Origin of the sequence: Streptomyces sp. 351MFTsu5.1 (genome assembly GCF_000383655.1) — a bacterium.
GTDB classification, from domain to species: domain Bacteria; phylum Actinomycetota; class Actinomycetes; order Streptomycetales; family Streptomycetaceae; genus Streptomyces; species Streptomyces griseorubiginosus.
This window is the reverse complement of record NZ_KB911787.1, coordinates 1-23,580: the sequence shown is the minus strand read 5'-3', so window position 1 is coordinate 23,580 and position 23,580 is coordinate 1. Positions and strand designations below refer to the sequence as shown.

General features: G+C 71.1%; 23 protein-coding genes and 1 pseudogene. 9 read left to right on the top strand and 15 right to left on the bottom strand.

Features of this window, described 5'->3' with window-relative positions; translation table 11 throughout:
• Positions 1–23: 23 nt before the first annotated feature.
• A complete protein-coding gene (locus H295_RS0126875; RefSeq protein WP_020138454.1) occupies positions 24–311 on the bottom strand; it encodes a helix-turn-helix domain-containing protein in 288 nt (95 codons plus the stop codon).
• A 225-nt stretch (positions 312–536) separates the two neighbouring features.
• On the bottom strand, positions 537–2,558 hold the full coding sequence (locus H295_RS0126870; RefSeq protein ID WP_020138453.1) for a beta-galactosidase: 2,022 nt from the start codon (positions 2,556–2,558) through the stop codon (positions 537–539).
• Between the two features lie 199 nt (positions 2,559–2,757).
• Between H295_RS0126870 and H295_RS0126865 the strand changes: the two genes are divergently transcribed.
• The 4 genes from H295_RS0126865 to H295_RS0126850 all read left to right on the top strand — a co-directional run bounded on the left by H295_RS0126865 (position 2,758) and on the right by H295_RS0126850 (position 6,031).
• A complete protein-coding gene (locus H295_RS0126865; protein WP_028809786.1) occupies positions 2,758–3,789 on the top strand; it encodes a LacI family DNA-binding transcriptional regulator in 1,032 nt (343 codons plus the stop codon).
• 281 nt (positions 3,790–4,070) lie between these two features.
• Positions 4,071–4,421, top strand: a complete 351-nt coding sequence (locus tag H295_RS0126860) for a VOC family protein (RefSeq protein WP_020138451.1) — start codon at positions 4,071–4,073, stop codon at positions 4,419–4,421.
• 64 nt (positions 4,422–4,485) lie between these two features.
• A complete protein-coding gene (locus tag H295_RS0126855) occupies positions 4,486–4,875 on the top strand; it encodes a MarR family winged helix-turn-helix transcriptional regulator (RefSeq protein ID WP_020138450.1) in 390 nt (129 codons plus the stop codon).
• 169 nt (positions 4,876–5,044) lie between these two features.
• Positions 5,045–6,031 carry an AraC family transcriptional regulator gene (locus tag H295_RS0126850; protein WP_020138449.1) on the top strand — a complete coding sequence of 329 codons (987 nt, stop codon included), beginning with the start codon at positions 5,045–5,047 and terminating at the stop codon, positions 6,029–6,031.
• A 249-nt stretch (positions 6,032–6,280) separates the two neighbouring features.
• Here the strand turns inward: H295_RS0126850 and H295_RS0126845 are convergent, their stop codons facing one another.
• The 6 genes from H295_RS0126845 to H295_RS0126820 form a co-directional block, all read right to left on the bottom strand.
• A complete protein-coding gene (locus H295_RS0126845; RefSeq protein WP_020138448.1) occupies positions 6,281–6,676 on the bottom strand; it encodes an SseB family protein in 396 nt (131 codons plus the stop codon).
• 164 nt (positions 6,677–6,840) lie between these two features.
• A complete protein-coding gene (locus H295_RS0126840; RefSeq protein ID WP_020138447.1) occupies positions 6,841–7,383 on the bottom strand; it encodes a cysteine hydrolase family protein in 543 nt (180 codons plus the stop codon).
• Positions 7,384–7,414: 31 nt separating this feature from the next.
• A complete protein-coding gene (locus H295_RS0126835; protein ID WP_020138446.1) occupies positions 7,415–8,884 on the bottom strand; it encodes a purine-cytosine permease family protein in 1,470 nt (489 codons plus the stop codon).
• Between the two features lie 248 nt (positions 8,885–9,132).
• Positions 9,133–9,372, bottom strand: coding sequence for a hypothetical protein (locus tag H295_RS0126830; RefSeq protein ID WP_020138445.1), 240 nt, complete (start codon positions 9,370–9,372; stop codon positions 9,133–9,135).
• 29 nt (positions 9,373–9,401) lie between these two features.
• Positions 9,402–10,187: a DUF899 family protein gene (locus H295_RS0126825; protein ID WP_020138444.1), complete on the bottom strand. Its 786-nt coding sequence runs from the start codon at positions 10,185–10,187 to the stop codon at positions 9,402–9,404.
• A 284-nt stretch (positions 10,188–10,471) separates the two neighbouring features.
• Positions 10,472–11,470 carry an aldo/keto reductase family protein gene (locus H295_RS0126820; RefSeq protein WP_020138443.1) on the bottom strand — a complete coding sequence of 333 codons (999 nt, stop codon included), beginning with the start codon at positions 11,468–11,470 and terminating at the stop codon, positions 10,472–10,474.
• A 241-nt stretch (positions 11,471–11,711) separates the two neighbouring features.
• Here H295_RS0126820 and H295_RS0126815 point away from each other — a divergent pair, with 241 nt between their 5' ends.
• Entirely contained in the window at positions 11,712–12,917 is a 1,206-nt protein-coding gene (locus tag H295_RS0126815) for a hypothetical protein (protein WP_234021690.1), read from the top strand.
• On the opposite strand, the gene H295_RS0126810 is transcribed toward H295_RS0126815, so the two are convergent.
• The 5 genes from H295_RS0126810 to H295_RS0126790 all read right to left on the bottom strand — a co-directional run bounded on the left by H295_RS0126810 (position 12,898) and on the right by H295_RS0126790 (position 17,855).
• Positions 12,898–14,679: a serine/threonine-protein kinase gene (locus H295_RS0126810; RefSeq protein WP_028809785.1), complete on the bottom strand. Its 1,782-nt coding sequence runs from the start codon at positions 14,677–14,679 to the stop codon at positions 12,898–12,900. The two genes, H295_RS0126815 and H295_RS0126810, sit on opposite strands and share 20 nt — an antisense overlap.
• Positions 14,680–14,753: 74 nt before the next feature.
• Positions 14,754–15,038, bottom strand: a complete 285-nt coding sequence (tatA, locus tag H295_RS0126805; RefSeq protein WP_020138440.1) for a Sec-independent protein translocase subunit TatA — start codon at positions 15,036–15,038, stop codon at positions 14,754–14,756.
• Positions 15,039–15,110: 72 nt separating this feature from the next.
• On the bottom strand, positions 15,111–16,817 hold the full coding sequence (locus H295_RS0126800) for an LCP family protein (protein WP_020138439.1): 1,707 nt from the start codon (positions 16,815–16,817) through the stop codon (positions 15,111–15,113).
• Positions 16,818–17,029: 212 nt separating this feature from the next.
• Positions 17,030–17,209, bottom strand: a complete 180-nt coding sequence (locus tag H295_RS48595; protein ID WP_020138438.1) for a hypothetical protein — start codon at positions 17,207–17,209, stop codon at positions 17,030–17,032.
• Positions 17,210–17,501: 292 nt separating this feature from the next.
• Entirely contained in the window at positions 17,502–17,855 is a 354-nt protein-coding gene (locus tag H295_RS0126790; RefSeq protein WP_020138437.1) for an ArsR/SmtB family transcription factor, read from the bottom strand.
• A gap of 267 nt (positions 17,856–18,122) precedes the next feature.
• Here H295_RS0126790 and H295_RS0126785 point away from each other — a divergent pair, with 267 nt between their 5' ends.
• Positions 18,123–18,389, top strand: coding sequence for a GlsB/YeaQ/YmgE family stress response membrane protein (locus H295_RS0126785; RefSeq protein ID WP_020138436.1), 267 nt, complete (start codon positions 18,123–18,125; stop codon positions 18,387–18,389).
• Here the strand turns inward: H295_RS0126785 and H295_RS0126780 are convergent.
• Together H295_RS0126780 and H295_RS0126775 are read right to left on the bottom strand one after the other, a co-directional pair.
• Positions 18,356–19,318, bottom strand: a complete 963-nt coding sequence (locus H295_RS0126780) for a squalene/phytoene synthase family protein (RefSeq protein WP_078616756.1) — start codon at positions 19,316–19,318, stop codon at positions 18,356–18,358. The two genes, H295_RS0126785 and H295_RS0126780, sit on opposite strands and share 34 nt — an antisense overlap.
• Before the next feature lie 80 nt (positions 19,319–19,398).
• Positions 19,399–20,463: a LacI family DNA-binding transcriptional regulator gene (locus H295_RS0126775; RefSeq protein WP_020138434.1), complete on the bottom strand. Its 1,065-nt coding sequence runs from the start codon at positions 20,461–20,463 to the stop codon at positions 19,399–19,401.
• Between the two features lie 469 nt (positions 20,464–20,932).
• On the opposite strand from H295_RS0126775, the gene H295_RS0126770 reads away from it, so the two are divergent.
• From H295_RS0126770 to H295_RS0126760, 3 genes and pseudogenes are all read left to right on the top strand, one after another.
• Entirely contained in the window at positions 20,933–22,237 is a 1,305-nt protein-coding gene (locus tag H295_RS0126770; RefSeq protein WP_028809782.1) for an ABC transporter substrate-binding protein, read from the top strand.
• A gap of 18 nt (positions 22,238–22,255) precedes the next feature.
• Positions 22,256–23,236: a carbohydrate ABC transporter permease gene (locus tag H295_RS0126765; RefSeq protein ID WP_028809781.1), complete on the top strand. Its 981-nt coding sequence runs from the start codon at positions 22,256–22,258 to the stop codon at positions 23,234–23,236.
• Positions 23,233–23,580, top strand: a pseudogene (locus tag H295_RS0126760) (carbohydrate ABC transporter permease); the annotation flags it as partial. The gene H295_RS0126765 and the pseudogene H295_RS0126760, both read left to right, overlap by 4 nt.

Below are 23,580 nucleotides of genomic sequence, written 5' to 3'. Positions count from 1 at the left end.
GTCTGCCCTTCCGGTGCGGGTCGCTACCAGCCCTTCTCGAACATGCGCGCCACCTCGGCGATGCGCATCTCGTCGCGACGGTAGTAGGTACGCCACCGGATTCTCTTGGTGCGCACCAGGCCGGTGTTCACGAGGAGGCCGAGATGGGTCTCCGCGACCGAACGCGACACGCCGAGTTTGACCGCGACGGCGTGCGCGGAGACGCCGTCCTCGACGGGGTCGATGTGCCGCTGCGGGGGGAAGTGCGCGGCCGGGTCCTTCAGCCACTCCAGGATGTCCAGGCGCCGCCGGCCGGTCGGAGTCCTCAGCATCTCGTCCCCTCCGCCCCTCCCTCTGCGTCTCACCACTGTCCCGCAGCGGCGGCGGCCCTGTCCCGGGGTCGCGGAGCTTGTCCGATATCGAACTCCGCTGCGACAAGGGGCTGTTCGGCTTGTACGGCCGCTGACCGGGGAGGGACGGGGGACGAGGCCCCCTCCGCCCGCGGCTCGCGGTCTCGCGGGCGGAGGGGAGTCGGCGGGGCACGTGGCCGGACGGGCTCAGGCGTCGAGGCGTACGACCCTGACGGCACCGGCCGGAACCGCGAGGCGGCCCGCGGCGCGCTCACCGGTCAGCAGCTCGGTGCCCGCCCCGCCCAGGGGCACCTTGGCCTCGGTCGCCGTGTGGTTGACCACGAAGACGTAGGGACCGGACGCACCGTCGCGCCGGACGACCTCGACGTCGTGGGGCAGGTCGGCGCGCGAGGGGAGCCCGGCGTCCTCGGCGGACCGGCCGAGGAGTGCGTCGAGACCCTGGGCGGTCAGACGGGTCGAGACGTACCAGGCGGTGCCCCGGCCGTGGCGGTGCCGGGTGACGGCGGGGTGGCCCGCGGTCAGACCGTCCGCGTACGTCCACACGGTCTCGGCGCCGCGCGGCACCACGAACTCGGTCCACACGTCACCGGTGAGCTCGGAGCCGTCGGGGCCGGTGACCCGGACCCGCTGCTCCGGGAGCAGCGGCGAGAACTCCTCGACGGTGAGCCCGAGGACGTCACGGAGCGCGCCGGGACAGGCACCCTCGTGGACGGCGTCGTGCTCGTCGACGATGCCGGAGAAGTACGACACGACGAGGGTGCCGCCGTTCTCGACGTAGCGCGTGAGGTTACGCCCGGCCTTCCTGGTCATCAGGTACAGCGCCGGTACGACGACAAGGGGATAAGCCGACAAGTCGGCCTCCGGGTGGGCGAAGTCGACCGTGAGGTGGCGGTCGTAGAGTGCCTCGTAGAAGGCGTCGGCGCGCTCGCGGGCGTCGTGGTCGACGCTCGGCCGCCAGTCGAGGTTCTGCGCCCACCAGGAGTGCCAGTCCCACAGGACCGCCACGTCGGCCCGCGTGCGGGTGCCGCGGACCGCGCTCAACGAGTCGAGGGCGGCGCCCAGTTCGACGACCTCGCGCCACACGCGGGTGTCGGTGCCGCCGTGCGGGACCATCGCCGAGTGGAACTTCTCGGCGCCGCGCCTGGACTGCCGCCACTGGAAGAACATGGCGCCCTCGGAGCCGCGGGCCACGTGCGCGAGGGAGTTGCGGGCCATCTGACCGGGTGCCTTGGCGGGGTTGCGGGACTGCCAGTTGACGCCGGAGGTGGAGTGCTCCAGCAGGATCCAGGGGGCGCCGCCTGCGACGGAGCGGGTGAGGTCCGCCGCCATGGCGAGGTTGACGTGGGTGCGGCGGCCGTCGGTGATGAGGTAGTGGTCGTTGGTGACGATGTCGACCTCGCGGCCCCACGCCCAGTAGTCGACGGAGTCGCACTGGCTGAGCGCCGTCATGAAGTTGGTGGTGACCGGGATGCCCGGGGAGAGGCGGTGCAGGATGTCCCGTTCGGTGCAGAAGTTCTCGCGCATGGTGGCGTCGGCGAACCGTCTGTAGTCCAGGGCCTGGCCCGGGTTGCCGACGGTGGCGGCGGTGCGGGGCGGGTCGATCTGTTCCAGGCTCGTGTAGTGCTGGCCCCAGAAGGCGGTTCCCCAGGCCTCGTTGACGCCGTCGACCCCGCCGTACCTCGTCTCCAGCCAGCGGCGGAAGTGGTCGGCGCAGGAGTCGCACCAGCAGGCGGAGACGGGGACGCCGTACTCGTTGTGCACGTGCCACATCGCGAGGCCCGGATGGTCGGCGTAGCGCTCGGCGAGCCGGGTGGTGATGCCGGCGGCGGCCGCGCGGTAGGCGCCGTTGCTGTGGCAGATGGCGCCGCGGGAGCCGAAGGCGAGACGGGTGCCGTCGGCGGTGACGGGCAGCGCGTCCGGGTGGGCGCGGTAGAACCACTTGGGCGGGGCGACCGTGGGAGTGCCGAGGTCGACGCGGATGCCGTTCTCGTGGAGCAGGTCCATGACCCGGTCCAGCCAGCCGAAGTCGTACCCGCCGGGCTCGGGCTCCAGGAGCGCCCAGGAGAAGATCCCGACGCTGACCATGGTGACCCCGGCCTCCCGCATCAGCCGGACGTCCTCGTCCCAGACACTCTCCGGCCACTGCTCGGGGTTGTAGTCCCCGCCGTAGGCGAGCCTGCTGAGGCCCCTGGGTGTGGTCTCCGGCATGGGTCTCTCCCGGGTCGATTGGTTGGGAACGTGCACACACAGCTCTGGACGCCTGCGGCCCAAGATAACCGCACACAGGCAAACCTTGCCAAGTGCTCGCCCTCGAACAATTCTGTGCACGATCCCAGTCCGTGCGCCCTCTGCCCGAGGCGGCCCGTCGGTCACGCACCCCCGTGCCGCCCGCACGGGGCTTAGAGTCGTGACCATGAACAATGCGGGGGGCCGGCGCAGACCGCCGACGATCCACGACGTGGCACGCGAGGCGGGGGTCTCGCGGGGCACCGTCTCGCGGGTGCTCAACGGCGGACACTACGTCTCCCCCGCCGCGCAGGAGGCGGTCAACTCCGCGATCCGCAAGACGGGTTACGTCGTCAACCGGCACGCCCGCTCACTGATCACCGGACGCTCCGACTCGGTCGGCTTCCTCCTCACCGAGCCCCAGGAGCGGTTCTTCGAGGACCCCAACTTCAACGTCCTGCTGCGCGGCTGCACCCAGGCGCTCGCCGCGCACGACATCCCGCTGCTGCTGATGCTGGCGGGCACCGAGGACGAGCGGCGCCGGATCAAGCGGTTCATCACGGCCGGCCACCTCGACGGGGTGCTCCTGGTGACCAGCCATTCCGCCGACCCGGTGGCCGAGGAGCTGCACAAGGCGGGCGTGCCCGTCGTCCAGTGCGGCAAGCCCATGAGGTCCGGCTCCAAGGTGAGTTACGTGGCCGCCGACGACCGGGACGGCGCCCGTGACATGGTGCGCCATCTGCTGTCGCGGGGCCGGCGCCGGATCGGCATCGTGACGGGCCCGCCGGACTCGCCGGGCGGGGTCGACCGCCTCGCCGGGTACAAGGAGGTGCTCGCGGAGGCGGGCATCGGGATCGACGAGCGGCTCGTGATCTCCGGCGACTACAGCCGGGGCAGTGGGGAGGCGGCCACCGAGTCGCTGCTGGCCCGGGCGCCGGACATGGACGCCGTGTTCGTCGCTTCCGACCTCATGGCCCTGGGCGCCCTGACCGCACTGCGCCGCGCGGGCCGCCGGGTGCCGGAGGACGTGTCGGTGGGCGGCTTCGACGACTCCAACGCGGCGACCGAGGCCACCCCCGCCCTCACCACGATCCGCCAGCCCTACGACCGCATCAGCGCCGAGATGGTCCGCGTCCTGCTGGCCCAGCTCGGGGGCGAGGACCCGGCGGCGGTGATCCTTCCGACGGAACTGGTGCTACGGGAATCGACGTGACGCCTGCGGCGGCGGGGACCGTGTGGGGCGGGATCTCCACCACTTCCGGGGCCAGGATCGGCCGCAAGGCATCGCAGGCACGGGATCCGGTGCGGCGGGGCCGCAGGCACGGGATCCGGTGCAGGGGGACCATCCGCTCCGCACGGTCGCAGCGGATCGCCGATGCCGGTGAAGCGCGGTGCCCCCGACCGGTCAGGATCGGAGAAGCGGTCCCCGCTTCCCCGGCCTAGCGTGAGACCACCGACGGAAAACGTCGGGAACACCTCACGGAGGAGCACACCATGACCGCCGGCCTGAAGACGATCATCTACCCCGTCAAGGACCTCGCCGCCGCGAAGGCACTGTTCGGCGCGCTGCTGGGGGTGGAGCCCTACGCGGACGAACCGTACTACGTCGGCTTCAAGGACGCGGGACAGGACGTCGGCCTCGACCCGAACGGGCACGCGCGCGGCATGACCGGGCCGGTCCCCTACTGGCACGTCGACGACATCCGGGCCACGCTCGCGGCGCTGGTGGCGGCAGGCGCCGAGACCCTTCAGGACGTCCAGGACGTCGGTGGCGGCAAGCTGATCGCCTTCGTCAAGGACGCGGACGGCAACCTGGTGGGGATCACCCAGGACCCCCAGGCCTGAACTCTCTTGCGCATGCACTAGTTGCATACTCAACGAATGGTCGGTTCGGTGTTACCGTTCACTTATGGCGGTGAACACGGCCGGGACCGGTCTTGAGGAGCGGTGGCGGGACATCCTGTCGGTGCACGCGCGCACGATCTGCGAGATCGACCGCGTGCTGCACCCGCACGGGCTGGGCGCGAGCGACTTCGAGGTGCTCGACATCCTCGCCACCGAGTCGCCCCGGGAGGGCGACCAGTGCCGGGTGCAGAACCTCGTCGGCCGGGTGCACCTGAGCCAGAGCGCGCTGTCCCGGCTGATCGGCCGCCTGGAGAAGGACGGCCTGGTGGAGCGGTCGGTGTGCGTGGAGGACCGGCGGGGCGTGTGGGTCTCCCTCACCCGCAAGGGCCGTGAGTTGCACTCGGAGGTACTCCCCCTGCAACGCGAGGTGCTCGCCCGCACGCTGGCCGACTAGGCCCCGGCAGCAGACCAGGAGGAGCGGGGTCCGGCACCCGGCGCAGGCAGGACCGCCCGCTCCCGCGTCAGGCGCTGTGAAACCCGGCCCCCTCCCGCCCGGCATGAGGTATCGCCCCCGGGGTCATGCTGAACAGCAGACGCCGAGCGGGGAAGGGGCTGACGACGCCTTGGCCGGGGACGAGGAGCGCACCGCCGAGTTCAGCAGCTACGCGACGACCTCCCTGGAGGAGGCGCACGACGCGATCGCCGCCCACTACTACGACCTGCGGCTCGACGTCGCCGGACCGGCCGCGCGGTTCGCCACCCGGCTCGACGTCGTGGAGCTCGGCGCGCTCACCGTGGGAGACGTGCGGTTCGGCACCGAGATGCGGATGAGCTTCGGCGAACCGGGCGTCTACCACGTCGCCGTGCCCTTCAGCGGCTGCTTCAGCATCCAGGAGGGGCGCGGCAGGGCGGAGATCTCGACCCCGGGGCGGGCCCTGGTCTTCGATCCGGAACGGGGCATCCGCATCGACACCTGGTCCGCCGACTGCCAGGCCTTCACCGTGAAGATCGACAAGGTGGCCGTGCAACGGCAGCTGGAGGTGCTCCTGGGCCGCTCGGTGAGCCGTCCGCCGCGCTTCGGCCCGTACCTGGACGTCTCCTGCGGGGCGGGGCTGAGCTGGGTGCGGCTCGCGATGTGGAACCTGCTGGAGCGGGACGTGGCGCACGGACTGCTGACCCGTCCCATGATCCGTGGCCGTCTCGAGCAGACCCTCCTGGAGGGGATGCTGTTCGCCACGGACCACACCTTCCGCGAGGCGCTGGAGGCCCCTCCCCCGCCGATGCGGCCGGCGTCCGTGAAGCGGGTCATGGACGCCGTCCAGGAACTGCCCGCCGAGCCGTACGACGCCAACCGGCTCGCAGCCATCGGCCAGGTCAGTCTGCGCACCCTCCAGGAAGCTTTCCGCACGTATGTCGGCATGTCGCCGATGGCCTACGTCCACGAGGTGCGGCTCCAGCGGGTGCACCGGCAGTTGCAGGCGGCGGCACCGGGGACGACGACCGTGACGGACGTGGCCCATGCGTGGGGGTTCGTGCATCTGGGACGGTTCGCGCGCCGGTACCGGGAGCGCTTCGGGGAGTCTCCCTCGCAGACACTGCGATCCGTGTGAGCCCTCGCGCCCGCCGATCCGCCGCGTTTTGCGGACACGCGCCACGTATTCCGGCGCGACGGCCTCTCGGATCGGTCCTATGGTCGGGGCACGGCGATCGCACGGCGCCGGGGATGAGCAGGGTCGGCGCCGCTCATCCTCCGACTCGCGGGCGAGAACCGGGGTGCGGTGGCGGGAGCAGGTCCGCACCTACTGCGGGCCCGGCCGCTCCCCCTCCGTCGTATGTGGTGGCCGGGCCCCACCGCGTGGTCAGCCCTGCGGTCGCGCCAGCAGCGTGCGCACACCCTCGGAGGTGAGCGTGAGCGGATGCGTGGAGCTGGCGTCGATGGAGAGCGACAGGTCGCCGTCAGGCCACTGCGCGGCGAGCGCGCCGAGCGGCACCAGGCGGTAGCGGGAGACGAACGGCAGCAGTTCGGCCATCTCCGTCTCGGAGGTGAACACGGGCACCACGGGAGCTCCGTCCTGCTGCTCCAGCACGGGCAGCGCCACGGTGGTGTCCTCGTCGGCGGCGTCGTCCGGCACCGGGATGAGCACCTCGCTGGTGGCGAGCGTGTCCAGCGCCGTCGTGTCCTCGGTGTTCTGGGTCAGCGCGTCCAGCGCCCGCTGGGCCGGTGTTGCGGTGTGGTCATTGGCGGGTGTGTCCATGGCAGATCCCCTGGTAGCGGCTGTCGTGCAGGCCCGCCCGCGGACATGATCGCCCGGGGCGCGGTCCTGCTCGCGTACCCGAGCGGGCCGAGAGCATGCGTACGAGAGGTCAGGGAATCGGCACGTTGCCCACCGGGGGCGACCGGCGGCAGCGGGCGACGGCTTCAGGACGCGAGGACTTCGTCCACCGTGACGATCCGGACGAGCGGGCCGTACGTCCCCATCACGTCGAGCGCCGTGCGGTGCGAGTCGTCGTCCACGCCGGCGCACGCGTCGGACACCACCCATGTCTCGACCCCGGCGTCGGCGGCGGCCAGGGCCGTGGACAGGACACAGCAGTCGGTGCTGACCCCGGCCAGGACCAGCCGGCCCTCGGGGGCGACCCGGGCGGCGAGTTCGGGGGTCCATTTGCCGAAGGTGGTGGCGTCCAGGACGTGCGGCGCCCGGTCGGCGAAGTCGTCGGTGAGCCGCCACAGCGGGGCGTCCGGGGGCTGGAGGGCGAAGGGCCACCGCGCGTAGTAGGCCCGCCAGGCGCCGGTGGGCTCCGCGGGGGCGACGAAGCGGGTGAAGGTGACCCGGTCGGCGAAGGCCGGCAGCAGCAGCCGTACACCTGCCGCCGCCTCGGCGTAGCGCGGGGCGGCCCAAGGGCTGTCGGGCTCGGCGAAGACACGCTGCATGTCGATGACGACGAGCCGCCCCGTCGTCACAGGGCCTCCCCCGCCGTACGGTTTTCCCTCGTCATACGGCCTCCTCCTGGGCGCGGACCCGGCCGCGGCCGAGGGTCAGGGTGCCGAGGAAACCGGTCGCGAGCGCGGCCAGGACGCCGAGGTTGGCGTAGGCCCACGCGCCGGACTTGCCGCCCAGGCCGAGGGAGCCGAGGAGATAGCCCTGCCAGTCCAGCCAGCCGGCGGCCGAGTTGGTGACCAGGCCCCAGCCGAGGACGGTGGCGAGGACCGTGAGGAGCAGAGGAACGGGCGGCACGTCGCCGTAACGGCCGCCGGGGCGGTACAGGTCGGCCTCGTCGTAGTCGCGGCGGCGCAGCGCGAGGTCGGCGAGCATGATCCCGCACCACGCGGCGATGGGGACGCCGAGGGTGGTGAGGAAGCCCATGAACTGACCGAGGAAGTCGTCGGCGAAGAACACGATGTACACGGAGCCGGCGATCATCAGGACGCCGTCGACGAGCGCGGCCAGCGGTCGCGGGATCCGCAGGCCCGCGGACAGCAGGGCGAGGCCGGAGGAGTAGATGTCGAGGACCGCGCCGCCGACCAGGCCGAGGACGGCGACGACGGCGAAGGGCACCAGGAACCAGGTGGGCAGGAGGGTGGTCAGGGCGCCGATCGGGTCGGCGGCGACGGCGGCGCTGAGCTTGGTGGAGGAGCCGGCCAGGAGCAGTCCGAAGACCAGCAGGAGCAGGGGGGCCACGGAGGCGCCGAAGGTGGTCCAGCCGATCACGCCCCGGCTCGACGAGGTGCGGGGCAGATAGCGGGAGTAGTCGGCGGCGGCGTTGACCCAGCCGAGGCCGAAGCCGGTCATCATGAAGACCAGTGCGCCGATGAACTCCTGCGCGGAGCCCGTGGGGAGGGCGCTGACGGTGCTCCAGTGGATGTGGTCGGCGACGAGACCGACGTAGACGACGGTCAGGACGCCCGTGACCACGGTGATCACGGTCTGGAGCCGCATGATCAGGTCGAAGCCCATCACCCCGCCGACGACGGTGAGCCCGGCGACCACGATGAGTGCGAGCACCTGGGTTCCGGTGCCGCCGCCCCAGCCCAGCTCCCTGAAGACGGTCGCCGTGGCCAGGGTGGCGAGCGCGCACAGCACGGTCTCCCAGCCGACGGTGAGCACCCAGGAGACGACCGACGGCAGCCGGTTGCCGCGCACTCCGTAGGCGGCGCGGCTGAGCACCATCGTCGGGGCCGAACCCCGCTTGCCGGCGACCGCGACGAAGCCGCACAGCAGGAACGAGAAGACGATCCCGATCACGCCGGCGACGAGTGCCTGCCAGAAGGAGATCCCGAAGCCGAGCGCGAAGGAGCCGTAACTCAGGCCCAGGACGGACACGTTGGCGCCGAACCACGGCCAGAACAGGGTGCGGGGGGTGCCTTTGCGTTCGGCGTCGCCGATCACGTCCAGCCCGTGCGTCTCCACCTGGAGCTGCCGGGCGGTGGATCTGCTGTCGGGGTGCCCCGTGGTGTCAGTCATCGTCGATCCGCCTGTTCGGATGTGTTGGGGCGACGGTAGGCAGGGGGCGGCGGGGCGTCAATCAGGAGTAGCTCTCTCCTGGGTGGGGACTTGATGCGAAGGCCGGATGTTCGGTGAGCCCATGGGAGCCGCCCGGCCAGGCTTCTCCGGTTCAGCCACGAGCCGGGGAGGCCGCAGCGGGTCGGCCCAGGGTGCCCTTCTCACAGACCTGGCGGGCGACCTCGCCCTCGGCCGCGAGCCCCGGCGGGTCAGTCGTCGAGGCGGGCCAGTCGGTCGTCGGGTCCGGCGGTCAGTGCGTCCACGGCGTCGAGCAGGAAGGCACGGTTGACCGCCACCCGGCCCGGGTCACCGTCGGCGTCGGCATGGAGGGTCACCGTGCCGTCGTCCTGCGCCGCGAGCACGCTGAGGGCCTGTCCCCCGTCCTCGCCGGCCCGCACCGGGCCGGTCTCCAGGGCCTGCCGGAAGGCGGCCGCGTCGAGCGAGCACATGCCTTCCCGGCCGGCCTCCCCTCACGACCTCAGTGGTGGTGGCCCCGGCGGCCGAGGGTGTGCACGGGGGTGGCGTCGGGGCGGGTCCACTGGGGTACCGGGCGGCTGGTGGGGCCCCAGGTCGGTGTTCCGTCCGCGTCCGCGCGCCAGCTCCAGCACGCGGCGAGGCCCTCTGGCCAGTCCTCCGGCTTGTCCTCCCACGCCTCGCCGCGACCGTAGGGCGTCATGTCCAGCAGGCCCAGGGAGCCGTTGACCCGCTCGTTGCCCCGGCCCGTCGTGGAGTAGGTGAGGAACGTGCGGTCGCCGTCGCGGAGGTAACAGGTGAGCCGGCCCATGTCGCCGCCGACCGGCGGAGCGACGTCACGCACCGAGTACCAGGGCTGCGTGTAGCCCATGAACGCGACGTACGCGGCCACCTCGTCCGCCGGTCCCGAGGTCAGGACGGCGAAGGAGACACCGCGGGCGTTGAGGTAGACGGCGTCCTTGAGATGCCACGCCGTCGTGGTGCAGCCCTCGCACTGGCCCTGGTGCGGCGCGCCGTCGTACCACATGTGCTTGTAGACGACGAGCTCGTCGCGGCCCTCGAACAGGTCCAGGAACGGGACCGGTCCGTCCGGCCCGACGACGTCGACCGCGCCGTCGAACTCCACCATCGGCAGTCTCCGGCGGGCCGCGGCGATGGCGTCGCCCTCGCGCGTGTGGGCCTTCTCGCGGACCAGCAGTTCGTCACGGGCGCGCTGCCAGGTGGCCAGGTCGGTCACGGGCGGGCGGCCGGGGGTCCGGGGCGCGCCGGCGTCGTCCGGGGCGGTCGTCATGAGTCCTCCATGGGTCGGGCGCGGTGCACGGGTGCGTACGGCGGCCACGGGCAGGGCGCGGCGTACGGCACCGCGTGATCGGTCACCTGGACAGACCGCGGGCCCGGCTCGAACTCATCGCGCTCACACGGAGGACTTTCGGCGCTCCGTCGGTTCTCGCGACGGGCCGCTCGTCCAGGCCCTGGCGCCGTCGGGCCGGCGGGCACCGTGGGCGCGGCCCGCGCCGTCGAACCGGTGGGCACCGCGGGCGCGGCCTCTCACCGGCCTGGCGCCCGGGACCCCGCTCACCGGCGCTTGATGCCCGCCTCCGCCCCCGGAGCCAGGGTCGGTTCAGTGACGGGGGTGTCGCCGAGGGCCCGGTCGACGGCGGTGAGGACGTCCTCGGTCAGCTCGACCCCCGACGCCGCCGCGTTCGCGTGGACCTGTTCCGGACGGGAGGCGCCGGTGATCGCGGAGGCGAGTTCCCGGCGCCGCAGGACCCAGGCGAGGGCCAGGGTCGGCAGGTCGAGGCCCGCCTCCTCGGCGATCGGGACGAGGCGCTGGACCGCTTCGAGGGTGGCGTCGCTGTAGACGAGGTCCTGGGAGACGGCCATGTCCGCGGAGGCGAACCGGCTGCCCTCGGGCACCGGCTGCCCGGGCCTGTACTTGCCGGTGAGGACGCCTTGGGCGAGCGGGGACCACACGATCTGGGAGATCCCGTGCGCGGCGCAGAGGTCGAAGACCTCGGCCTCGGGCGCCTGCCACAGCATCGAGTACTGCGGTTGCGAGGAGACGAACAGCTCGGGCCCCGCGAGGTCGATCGCCGCCTGGATCTGCTCGGGGGTCCACTCGCTGAAGCCGATGTAGCGGGCCTTGCCCTGCGCGACGACCTTCTGGAACGCCTCGACGGTGTCCTCGATCGGCACGGTGGTGTCGAAGCGGTGTGCCTGGTACAGGTCGACGTGGTCGGTCCTCAGGCGGGTGAGGGAGGCGTCGATCTGCCGCGCGATCTGCTGTGCGGACAGGCCCCGGTCGGCCGGGTCGTCCGACATCGGGAAGTAGACCTTGGTGGCCAGGACGTAGGAGTCACGTGGGTGGGCCGAGAGGATCTCGCCCCAGGCCGTCTCCGCCGCTCCCCTGCCGTACGCGTTCGCCGTGTCGAAGAAGTTGATGCCCGCATCGAAGGCCGCCTCGGTGCAGGCGCGGGTCGCGTCGGCCTCGACGCCGCCGGAGTAGGTGAGCCACGAGCCGAGGGAGATCTCCGAGACCTCCAGGTCCGAGCTGCCGAGTGTGCGGTACCGCATGGGGGCTCCTTCTGGACGGCGCGTGGCCGGGGTCCGTTCCAGTGTGGGCGCCCGGCGACCATGCCCGTACCCCGAACCGCGGTCTTCATCGGCCGACGAGGTGAGGACCGTTTCCGACACCGCCCGAGTCGTCGACAAACGGAGCAGTGAGCCGACCCTGCGGTTCGGGCGAAGGTCCCCTTGACCTACTCTTCGGCTGATCGAAGCACCCATGACCAGGGGCCGAGGCGGGGGCAAACACATGACGTATCGACGTGCGGTGATACCGGCGGTGTTCGGGGGACTGCTCATCACGCTGCTGATGTGGTGGGCAGGTGCGAGCGCCGCGGCGCTCCAACTGCGCGGCAGCACTGGCGTGTTGGGCATCGACTCCGTCAACGAGCTGCGGAGCTGGCTGGCCCCCTGGTCGTACGACGCCTCGACGGCCTCCGTGGACCCCGGCGCGGTCGGCGCCACCCGGTACGCCGACCTGTACAGGACCGCGATGCAGATCCGGTTCGTGGCGGTCTTCGGGGTGTTCGTGGCCGGTGCGCTGCTGCTGATCCGCAGGGTGCCGCCGACGCGGGGCCGTACACCGGCCCTCCTGCTCGCGCTGTGGGCCTGGGGCCCGGTTGCCTGCACGCTGGCCGTGACACTCTCCGCGCCCTGGCTGCTCGCCTCCCGGGAGCACGGGAGCTTCCGGATCCTGCCCCAGCTGGCGTCGGTGATCTCGTCGAGCGGGCCGGTCGCGGTGTTCGCGGGGCTGTTGACCGCCGTGCTCACGGTGGTCGTGGCACGCGTCACGGTCAAGGGCGGGGCCCCACTGCCCCGGCGGGCCGTACCGCCGCGCTCCGCGCGGGTCGCCGCGAGCGTGGGGACCGCGGTGGTCGCACTGTCGCTGGTAGTCCTTTCCCACGTGTCGGTCGCGGGCTGGATCCAGACCTCGTTCAGCGGCCGGGGGCTGCTGTCCGAGCCCGGCGATCTGCTGCGCGAGTGGCTGCTGCTCGGGAGCTGGGCGGGTCCGTCGACCGCCCCGCTCGGCGACTGGCTGCTCTACCGGGCCGCGGATCTGCTGACGCTGGCCGTGGTGTGGTGGTCGCTGCGGCTGCTGCCCGGGCTGCTCACCCGGATCACGGCCCCGGCGATGGCGGTCGGCGCGGTGTGCGCCATCCTGCTCGGGCTGCTGGCGAGCGAGCTCCTGCGCACGGTGGCCGACGACACCGTCACCGTGTGGGGCCCGGTGCACCTGTTCTCGGGTCTCGGCTCGAACGTGCCCGCGGCTCTGACCTTCGGCGTCCTCGCGGGCACGGCGGCGTTCGCGGCACTGCGACTGACCGGCGGCGGGGACGGCAGGGGCGGAGACGGCGCGGAAGGGGACGCAGACGGGGACTCGGACGGGGACGGGGACGCCGTGAAGTCGTCAGAGCCGCAGCCGCAGATCTCGCCGGTCAGTCCTCCGCAGGCATGACCCGGGTCACCTTGCCCTGGGGGGTCGCCTCCAGATAACCGGCCTGGCTGTACTCGTTGCTGAGGTAGACAGCCATGCCGAGCGGGGTGTCGAAGGTGTCGTTGGGCGGTCTCACCACCACGTAACTGCTGTCGGGGTTGTCGACGTTGAGCTTCTTGCGCGCCTCCGCGAGCAGCACGGGCACCTTGTCCCAGTCGAAGCCGTCGAGCCGGAAGGGCTGGTTGCCGCCGGCGAGGCTGCCCTTGATGATGCCCTTCTCCACGCCCCGCCCGGCACGGTAGGTGTAGGTGTCGTACTTGCTGTCGCTGCCCTTGACCATGACCTCGACGGACACGAAGTCGGCGTAGGCGGTGAAGTCGCCGAACCGGTCCCGGCCGGTCTCCTTCTCGATCGCCGCGACTGCGGTGCGGATGCCGTCCGGGGTGAGCAGGCTCGTGGCGGCCGAGCCCCTGGACTGCCGGCCGGCGGGGGCGGCGGTCGGGGAGCCGGTCGACTGCCGGGCCGAGGCGACGGCCGAGGATCCGGGGTCCGCCGAGGCACCCGAACCGCCCGAGTCGTCCCCGAGCGGCAGCAGCCACCACATCAGGACCATGGCACCGGCGAGCGAGGCCCCCACGGCACCGAACAGCACCCTCGGCGCGGGGCGGCTCGCACCGCCCGCCCGCACGGGTGAGGTGACCGGCTGGGGCATGACCGGACCGGGTCCGGGGTGGACCGGCGGCGGCCCGAACCCGGTGGGGACGGTCGAACTCCCGGGTGCGGCACCGCCGTAGGGCGTCGTCGGGGCCGCAAAGGCCCCCGGGTACGAGGGCGCCGACCCCGTGTACGTCGGGGCAGGCGGGTGCGGAGCGGCCTGCTGCTGCGGGTTCTGCGGGTAGGGGGCGGGCTGGTGCCAAGGGGCCGCCGGGACGGTGTGCCCCGACTCGATCCCGGCCAGCATCCGGTCCAGTGCGGCCGACGACGGCCGCGCCGCGGGATCGCGGACGAGCACGCTCATCAGTACGTCTCCCAGGGCCCCGGCCCTGACCGGTTTCGGCACGTCGTCGTTGAGGACGGCGGCGAGGGTGGCCAGGGTGTTGCCCCGGCGCAGCGGGTGGTGGCCCTCCACGGCGGCGTACAGCATCATCGCCAGCGACCACAGGTCGGAGGCGGAACCGCCCTCGTGGCCCGAGATCCGCTCGGGCGCCATGAAGTCGGGGGTGCCGATGATGGAGCCGGTGACGGTGAGACTGGTCGTCTCACGGATCGCGGCGATGCCGAAGTCGGTGAGGAGGGGGCGGCCGTCGGGCCGCAGCAGCACGTTGGCGGGCTTGACGTCCCGGTGCTGGATGTCGGCCTCGTGCGCGGCGGTGAGCGCGGCCAGCACGCCCCGGCCGATCCGGGCCGCTTCGGCAGGTGGCATCGGTCCCTGGGCCAGCCGGTCGGCCAGCGAGCCGCCGGTGACCAGTTCCATGACGATCCAGGGGTAGGTGCCCTCGCCGCCGTCGACGATGTGGTGGATGGTCACGACGTTCGGATGGTCGATCCGGGCGAGGGCGCGCGCCTCGCGCAGCACCCGCTCCCGCAGGGTGCGCGCGCCGTCCGGGTCGTACTCGGCGAGGTCCGGGTCGGGCGGGCGGACCTCCTTGACCGCGACCATCCGGTGCAGGGCCAGATCCCTGGCCCGCCAGACCGTGCCCATCCCGCCGCCGCCGAGGCGGGCCTCCAACTCGAAGCGCCCGTCGACGACTCGTCTGCCCGGGCCTTCGCCTGCCTCACTCATGGACGGGAGCATAGTTGTCGTCACCGACAGCGTTCACCGCCCCCTGGGCCGGGGGGCGCCGACCGTCCGGAACCTCAGTGGGCCGGGGTGCCCTCCGCCGTGAGCCGGGCCGTGGCGGGCTCGCCGGGAGCGGACTCGATGACCTGCGGCGTGGACTCGGCCGTGGACGCGCCCTCGGCGGGGGCGGCGGTGGACTGCGCGGCGCCGTCCTCCTTCATCGCCTTGGCCTCGCTCTTGAGGATGCGCATCGACTTGCCCAGCCCGCGTGCGGCGTCCGGAAGCTTCTTGGACCCGAACAGCAGAAGGAAGAGGATGACGACGACCAACAGGTGCCAGGGTTCCAGTCCGTTGCGGAGCATTCCGTACGTCCCTTCTCTACGCTCATTGTTGCCAGCTTGCGCAACTGTACAACCCCGGACCGCGATCCGGTGTCACTCGTCGGAGTCCTTCTTGCCGGTCGCCGCCGCGTAGGCCTGCGCCGGTGTCATCGGGACCCCGTTGAGCTCCACCGTCTTGTAGGGGCTCACCTTGGCGCAGGTCTTGGCCTGGTCGGCGGTCTGGGCGTGGGCGTTGGAGACCGCGGCCTTGGTGTCGGCGGGCGCGTGCGAGGAAGTGCCGCCCGGATAGGTGGCGCCGCTCGGCCAGTCCGCGCCGATCACCAGGGTCACGCCGGTGCCCGAACCCTGTTCGAGATGGGAGGCGGACAGCCCGAGCGCCTTGGCGGCCGTCTGCGCCGCCCCCTTCTGGCCGGTGCCGTAGGTGAGCGTCGTGGTCGACGCGGGGCTGGGAGCGTTGGCGGTGGTCGTGGCCGAGCTGAAGCCCTGCTGCGTGAGCGCGCTCGCCACCTCGGAGGCCCTGCCGGTGATCGTGGTGCCGTTCTCCACGGTGACGGCGACCTGGGAGGCCGGCACCGCCGAGGCCGAGGGCTTCGCGCCGGCCGCCGCCGACTTCTTCCCGGAACCGGTGGTCAGGGACTGGTCGTCGACGATGCTGGAGAACAGGTCCTTGGCGCCCGATCCGACCACCACCCGGTTGCTGTCGGTCGGGTCGGGGGCGGTCTGCATCGTCGTGAAGGTCATCCGCTTGGTGGGGACCTTGTTCACGTCGTCCGCGAGCGAGATCAGCTTCTTGACGCTGCCGAGGCCGTCGTCGACGGTCAGCGCCTTGGTGGCGGCGTCGGCGAGGTCGTAGACCGCGGTGGGGTCGGTGAGGGTGCCCGCGCTCTTGAACTTCCGGATCATCGCGCTGAGGAAGATGTGCTGCGAGACGGTACGTCCGAGATCGCTGCCGTCCCCGAATCCGTGCCGGGAGCGGACGAACTCCAGGGCCGCCTGGCCCTTGAGGGTGTGGGTGCCCTTGGACAGCTTCAGGTGCGAGTAGGTGTCGTACACGTTGTCGCTGACACACACCGAGACTCCGCCGACCGCGTCGGACATCTTCACCACACCGGAGAAGTCGAGCTTGACGAAGTGGTCGATGGGGATGCCGGTGAGCTGGTGGATGGTGGCCACCTGGCAGGCGGGGCCGTACTGGAGGGCGCTGTTGATCTGGCCGTAGTAGCCGGCGGTCGACTGACCGCTCTCGCTGTCCTTGCAGGCCGGGACGTTGACCATGGTGTCGCGCGGGATGCTCATGACGGTGGCGTTGGAGCGGTCCGCGGATATGTGCACCACCATCTGTACGTCCGCGTTGCCGTTGCCGGTCTGCACACCGGTCCGGGAGCAGCCGCCGCCGAGCTTGCAGTCCGCCTTGCTGGTGCGGCCGTCGGAGCCCATGACGAGGATGTTGATCGGGGTGCGGCCGAAGGCGTCGGCCTTCTCCGAGCCGCCCTTGCCGTCGAGCGCGACGCTGTTGATGTTGCCGTTGAGGTGCTGGTAGAACCACCAGCCCGCTCCCGCGGTGGCCAGCACCAGGACCGCCAGGCACAGCCCGGCGATCCTCAGGATCCGCTTGCCGCGACGCACCGGGCGCGCGCGGCGGCGCGACCCCTTGCCGCCCTGAGAACGGGTCGCCGCCCGGGCCGCGGCCCGGCCTCCGGGCCGGTGTGCTCCCCCGGATCCACCCGCGCGCTGTCCGGGCACCTGGTCGGTGCGGCTGCGCGTGGCCTGACCGCCCGGGACGTCCCACCGGTCGCTCATCTACCACTCCCACGAAACGGTCGGGCCCGTCAGGCCGGGCCGAGGGGTGGATGGCCGGGCGTGGGCGACGGTGTACGGGCAGGCCGGGCGCGAACTCGGCCTAGGTTGCGTAGTTGCGCAATCTAACAAATCCGTGGCCCGTCCAGCGCGGAGCCCGCGGGATTTCACAGGTGAGGCATCTCATGGAGGAACGTGGCAACCCCGCACACATCTCAGCCCTCGCCCAGGGCCTTTCCCGCCCGGGTCCAGTCGGCGTGCAGCTGGGCCGCCAGGTCGTGCAGGTACCAGGCCTCGGCCTCGATGGCGAGGTCGCGGTCGTCGGGCAGGTCCTGCCGGCTCCGGTCCGCGAAGTCCCGGCTCTTCTTGGCCTCGTCGAAGGTGGCGCGGCGCATGTTCGCGACACCGAAGGCCGCGTCGGGCCTGCACCTCTGTCAGGCCCGCTCCAGGGCCGGATCGTGCGGCTCGTACGCCTCGTTGCAGAGGATCGCCATCACCAGCCGCGCACTCACCCCCGCCTGGCGGGCGCGTGCGCGCACGGAGGAGGCGTACTGGGCTGGGTCGTACGACGACGTACAGGGCCAGGGCGAGGACGACCGCGGGCAGCAGGCGCCGACGCCAGGACACCCGGCCCTCGGACATGCCTGTCCCCCTCTTCCGGCCGGCCTCCTTCGTACCGAAGGAGGACTAAGAGCGGCGTGAGGCGATGCTGTGGGCGGCCGGGACGGTGCGGGCGGTCAGCTGGCCGACCATCACGCGGACCACGGTCACGATGTCGGGGTCGTCGACGTAGTAGACCTGCCTGCGGCCCTCGCGGCGGGAGCGGACCAGACCGGCGAGTTTCAGCTTCGCCAGGTGCTGGCTGACCGCGGGCAGCGCGCCGCCCACCCGGTCGGCGAGGTGGGTGACATCGCTCTCGCCCTGGGCCAGCGCCCACATGATGTGCAGTCGGGCGGAGGAGGCGAGCAGCCCGAACACCTCGGCCGCCTCGGTCAGTACCTCGGCGGACGGGTCCTCGAAGCCACCTGCGAGTGTCGCCACAGTCCTCTCCTGCCCCGCCCCGGTCACGGTGAACGCACGTGTGCTGTCTCAGTGTAAGGGCCGCGGACGGGGGCCCGGCAGGCTCACTGTCGGTTCATCACTTGCGCAATGTAATAAGTCCGTGAAAGAACGTCGACGACTTGCCGTCAGTCCCCGGCGGACCCCGCCGCCGCCCCGCACCAGTCCATAGGCTTGCGCAAACAGGCAACTTGAAGCATCGGGCCAGGCGGACTCCGCCCGGCCCGGACCCGACCGGAGGACTACGACGTGGGCATCATCGGCTGGATCATCCTGGGCCTGCTCGCCGGAGCCATCGCCAAGATCCTGCTGCCCGGCCGCGACCCGGGCGGCCTCATCGGCACCACTCTCATCGGCGTCGCGGGCGCGTTCGTCGGCGGCTGGCTCTCCGCCCGCTTCCTGGACCGCCCGGTGGAGAACCACTTCTTCGACCTCTACACCTGGGGCTCGGCGATCGCCGGCTCCCTGGTCCTGCTGATCGGCTACCGCCTGCTGTTCGGCAACTCACGCGACTGACGCGACAGTCGGCGCCGCTCACGGAACAGGACGGCGAGCGGCACGCGGACGCCGTATCCCACGGCTCGCCGGGTGACGGCGGCGCCGGCGCTCTCGACGCGGGAGAGCTGATGCTCGGCGAGGTCGAGCAAGGCGCGCTGCAACGGCCGGAACCCCGGCACCGTGGCATCCGCCAGGGCCCGCGATTCGGTCAGGGACTTCCTGGTCCTGTCACAGGTCAGGGCCACCAACTCCCTTACGGCCGGGGTGTCCTGCCCCTGTTCGAGGTCGGCGCGGGTGACGCCCAGGCGGTCCAGGTCCTCCTGCGGGAGGTAGAGGCGCCCTTCCTTCAGGTCGTCGGTGAGGTCGGTCAGGAAGTCCAGGCGCTGGAGGCCCTCGGCGAAGGACCGGCACCGGGACCGGAAGACCTCGTCTCCGCCGCCCTCGTACTGGAGATCCTCGATCAGCATCAGCGCGGGCAGGGCGAGATGGTCGACGTACCGCTGGAAGTCGGCCTCGGTGGCGTGGCCCGCGAAGTGCAGTTCCTCGGTGGTGGCCTTGAGGTAGGTGTGCACCCAGTGGTGGGGCAGCCGCCGTACGGCAACGGTGTGCAGGAAGGCACGGAGCACCGGGTCGTCGGCGTGGCCGGAGCTCAGGCCGTCGGTGACCTGCTCGGCCCAGGCGTGCCAGCGCGGCAGGCGTTGCTCCAAGGGCCCTTGGTCGGCGAGGTCGTCGGTGCGGGCGAGGAAGGCGTAGGAGGCGACCACGTGCGGGTGCAGCGCCGGGGCCACCAGCAGGCGTACGGCCGCGTAGTGAGCGAGGATGCGGCGGGCGAAGACCCGGGCGGCGGTCGAGTAGTCCGCACGCAGAGCGGGGTCCCCCACCCCGGCGGCCGTCAGTCTGCGGTCCCAACTCGGCACGTGCTCACGCCCTTTGCTCGTCCACGGCATCTCCGGGTGACCTTAGTCCTCGCCGGGCGGGCCGTCCGACGGTCTGGTCAGGGGAGGCCGTGGCCGTCGGCGAGGGACGCTCAGGTCGTGCGCAGCGGGGGCCGGCGGCGGGCGGGCGGTGGGGGTGCGCTCGAGCCGCGGACGACGAGTTCGACCGGGGGTTCGCAGGCGAACGCCGGCTCGGCGTCGGGGTGCTCGACGGCGTGCACGAGCACCCTGACGCCTTCCCGCGCCGCCGCCTCGAAGGGCTGACGCACGGTGGTCAGCGACGGGGAGACATAGGCGAAGACGGGCTGGCCGTCGAATCCGACGACACTGATGTCCTCCGGCACCCGCCGGCCCGCCTCCCGCAGGGCATGGACGAGACCGATGGCCATCTCGTCGCCCGCTGCGAACACCGCGGTCACCGACGCGTCCGAGGCCAGCTCACGCCCGGCCGTGTATCCGGACTCCGCCGACCAGTCGCCGTTGAGCAGCGGCGGCTCGTGCGCACCCCGGGCGGCCAGTGCGTCCCGCCAGCCCTCGATCCGGTCCTTGGTGACGTACCACTTCCGGGGACCGGCGAGATGGTGGACCGTCTCGTGCCCCAGCTCCAGCAGGTGCTCGGTGGCGGCCCGTGCCAGCTCCCGGGTGCCCAGGCTCGCCGTCAGCGTCCGGGAGCCGGTGAAGGAAGGGGGTGCGCCGAGGAAGAGGACGGGGACGTCGACGCGGAGCGGTACCTGTCCCTTCACGAAGGGTTCGGAGACGATGACCCCGTCCACGCCCTGCTCGAGCAGTGACCCCAGTGCGTCGGCGATGCCCTCCGGGGCACCGTCGGGCGTGTTGATCACGCGGAGCGCGTACCCGGAGTCCCGCACGGCGTGCTCGATGTGCACCAGAAGGGAAGCGGTTCCATAGCCGGCGGTGCCGAGGGCGACGACACCTAGGGAGCGGGTGCGCCCGGAGGCCAGGGCCCGGGCCGCGTGGTTCAGGCGGTAGCCGAGCTCCTCCGCGGCGGCGAGAACACGACGTCGTGCCTCGTCGGAGACGTACGGCTCGTCGTTGAGCACCCGGGAGACCGTCTTGCGCGACACCCCGGCCAGCCGTGCGACGTCCGCACTGCGTGGCACGGGCGCCTGCGGGTCGCGCGCTGCTTCCGGTGTCATGAACTCTCCCGTGGATCTACCCCTCGGCGCAGGTCAGCCGGGGTGACCGCGCGGTCTGACCGCGCGGTCATGTCTACGGCGCCCGCAGCGGACGCGTCAAGGGTGCGGAACGGACGCCCTCAGCGCCCCATGTCCGAAGTCTCCCGGAAACCGCTTCCCCCACGGCCCGACTGGAAGGGCATCATGCCTGCTCAGCCCCAGGGCACCAGGACGGCCCGACCCGTTGGCGCCGACGCCGGAACCCCCCGCGAAACCGTGCGTGCGCACCCTCTCGCCGCATCCCGCCTCTGCAGATATTCGGACACATGGTCTTGACAGTGACCCCGCCCAACACCCAATCTTCGAGGCATCGCGATCGCCTCTGTGCGATCACGTTTGATTCTGAGCAGTTGGTGAAGTCCTCCTCACCACCGTCACATCGGGTCGCCGTACCGAAGCCGCGGTACGACCGCCATGTCAGGAGCCGTCCATGCGTGATCTCTCGTCTTCTCTCCCTTCCCCCAGCCGTCGTGGTCTGCTCAAGGGGGTGGGCGGCGCCGCCCTTCTCGGGGCGGGTATCCCGTTGCTGTCCGCCTGTGGCAGCAGTGGCAGTTCCAGCGACCCGAAGACGGTGAGCCTGGGGTCGAACGCGTCGGACGCGGTGCCGAAGAAGGCGTTTGCCGAGATCTACGCGGCCTTCCAGAAGCAGTCCGGGATCACGGTCGACGTGAACACCAAGGACCACAACACGTTCCAGGAGCAGATCAACTCGTATCTGCAGGGCACGCCGGACGACGTGTTCAACTGGTTCGCCGGGTACCGGATGCAGTTCTTCGCGCAGAAGGGGCTGGCCTCCCCGATCGACGACGTGTGGGAGAAGATCGGGGGGAACTTCCCGGACGCGATGAAGAAGCTGTCCAAGGGCGCGGACGGCAAGTACTACTTCGTGCCGCTGTACACGTACCCGTGGGCGATCTTCTACCGCAAGAGCGTCTTCCAGCAGCACGGCTACCAGGTGCCGACCACGTGGGACCAGCTGGTCGCGCTGTCCAAGCAGATGAAGAAGGACGGTCTGGTCCCGATCGCGTTCGGTGACAAGGACGCGTGGCCGGCGATGGGTACGTTCGACCAGATCAACTTCCGTCTGAACGGCTATGACTTCCATGTCGAGCTGATGGCGGGCAAGGCCGCGTGGACCGACGCGAAGGTCAAGGCCGTCTTCGACCACTGGGCGGAGCTGCTGCCGTATCACCAGGACGGTTTCATGGGCCGGACCTGGCAGGACGCGGCGCAGACGCTGGTGTCGAAGAAGGCGGGCATGTATCTGCTGGGCACGTTCGTGGCGCAGCAGTTCAGCAACAAGGCGGACCTGGACGACCTGGACTTCTTCGCCTTCCCGGAGATCAACCCCGCCTACGGGCAGGACACCGTCGAGGCGCCGACCGACGGGTTCATGGTCTCCAAGTCGCCGAAGAACAAGGCGGGTGTGAGCAAGCTGCTGGAGTACCTGGGCACCCCGGCGGCGGAGGAGATCTACCTCAAGTCGGACCCGAGTGTGGTCGCGGCCTCCAGCAAGGCGTCGACGGCGTCGTACTCGCCGCTGCAGAAGAAGGCGTACGAGATGATCTCGGGGGCGAAGAGCCTGACGCAGTTCATGGACCGTGACTCGCGTCCGGACTTCACCTCGACGGTGATGCAGCCCTCGCTGCAGAAGTTCCTGCAGAACCCCAAGGGCGTCGACAGTCTGCTGTCCTCGATCGAACGCCAGAAGAAGACGATCTTCGCGTCCTCCTGAGCTGAGCTGAGCGGCTAAATGACTACCGACACAACTTCTCCCCAGAGCCCGGAGGCGGCCGTGGTGCCGCCTTCGGGCCCTGCCCCGTCCAAGCGCATGGCGCAGGGTCACAAGCGGCTGCTGACCCGCCGTGATCGCATCACGCTCGCCTTCATGGCGGGCGTGCCGACCGTGTTGCATGTGCTGCTGGTGTGGGTGACCGCGCTGGCCTCGATCGCGCTGGCGTTCACGAGCTGGGACGGGATCGGCTTCGACTCGATCAAGTGGGTCGGCCTGGACAACTTCCGTCAGCTGTTCACGGACAACCCGCAGTTCTGGCCGGCCCTTGAGCACAACGTGATCTGGTTCGTGGTGCTCATCGCGATCCCGACCCCGTTCGGCCTGTTCCTGGCCGTCCAGCTGGACAAGAAGATCCGCTTCTCCCGCGTCTACCAGACCGCGTTCTTCCTGCCCGTGGTGGTCTCCCTCGCGGTGACCGGGTTCGTGTGGCAGCTGGTCTACAACCCCGACACCGGCCTGATCAACAGCCTCATCGGGGCCAACAAGCCCGGCCACTACATCGACTGGATCGGCGACCCGAAGCTCAACCTGTGGGCCGTGCTGATCGCCGCGTCCTGGCGCCACACCGGCTACATGATGATCCTCTACCTCGCCGGCCTCAAGGGCGTGGACCCCTCCCTGCGCGAGGCGTCCTCACTGGACGGGGCCAACGAGTGGCAGACGTTCAAGAACGTCATCTTCCCCACCCTGCGCCCCACCAACACCGTCGTCCTGGTCGTCACCATCATCGAAGCCCTGCGCGCCTTCGACCTGGTCTTCGTCTTCAACAAGGGCGCCCAGGGCACCGAACTGCTGTCCATCCTGATCACCAACAACATCATCGGAGAGTCCAGCCGGATCGGCTACGGCTCCGCGATCGCCGTGGTCCTGCTGGTCATCTCCCTCGTCGTGATCATCCCCTACCTGATCGCGACCTTCCGCAAGGAGCGGCAGGCATGAGCACCACCGCAGCGCCGCTCAAGCAGCGCACCCCCCTCCGCCCGGCCCGGATCCTGCTGCACACCTTCCTGGCCGCCACCGCACTGGCCTGGCTGGCCCCCCTGCTCTGGGCCGTCTTCGCCGCCCTGCGCCCCTATGCCGAGACCAGCAACAAGGGCTACGTGTCCTGGCCCGACAAGCTGACGTTCGAGAACTTCACCAACGCCTTCGAGCAGTCGGACATGCTCCACTACTTCAGCAACACGCTGATCATCGCCGTGCCCGCGGTGCTGCTCACCCTGCTGCTGTCCTCGATGGTCGCCTTCTACGTCTCCCGCTTCGACTTCCGCCTCAACATCTTCCTG